General features: G+C 45.8%; 1 protein-coding gene. It reads left to right on the forward strand.

Annotated features, from left to right (window positions below):
- Positions 1-555: MFS transporter (locus R7040_RS29030; RefSeq protein ID WP_318097980.1), on the forward strand; the 555-nt coding region annotated here is incomplete at both ends.

A 555-nucleotide genomic window follows, 5' to 3' on the forward strand; every position in this document is an offset into this window, starting at 1 on the left:
GGTCCTGCCAGAAACGCTGCCGTATCCAAAACGCAAGTTCGAGGTAAGGCAAGTCATGGTTAATTACTTCTACTTGCTAACAAACAAGCAAGTTATCGGGAGTGCCAGTTATAACTGGTTAAGCTACCTATCTGGCTTAGTGACACTGTCTTTATATCCATTTTTGATGCAGCAAGAATTGGGCTTAACCGCGGCTGATTATGGTTCTTTGATGATTATCCCGTCAGCTGGTTTGTTGATGGGGAGCGTCGTCCTCAATTTGATCAATAACCGTTATAAAGCACAGCAAATACTGTTGATGAGCTTTGCGATTGTCGCGCTTTCTGGGTGTTTACTGTTGGTGACGCCGTTTACGGTTGCATCGTTACTGGTCGCATTCACGTGTTTGAGTTTTGCGCAAGGGATGTCTTTTCCGGTTTCGATAAGTTTGTTGTTGTCTCCGCATAAGCAGCAAGCTGGGGCGGTGTCTGCATTGTCTGGCTCAATTCAAATGTGTTTAGCGGGTTTGTTTGGTGGCTACTTGGTTGAAAAGTGGGTGACGGATCAGCATCAGCT

The organism is Vibrio sp. 1069, assembly GCF_033340555.1.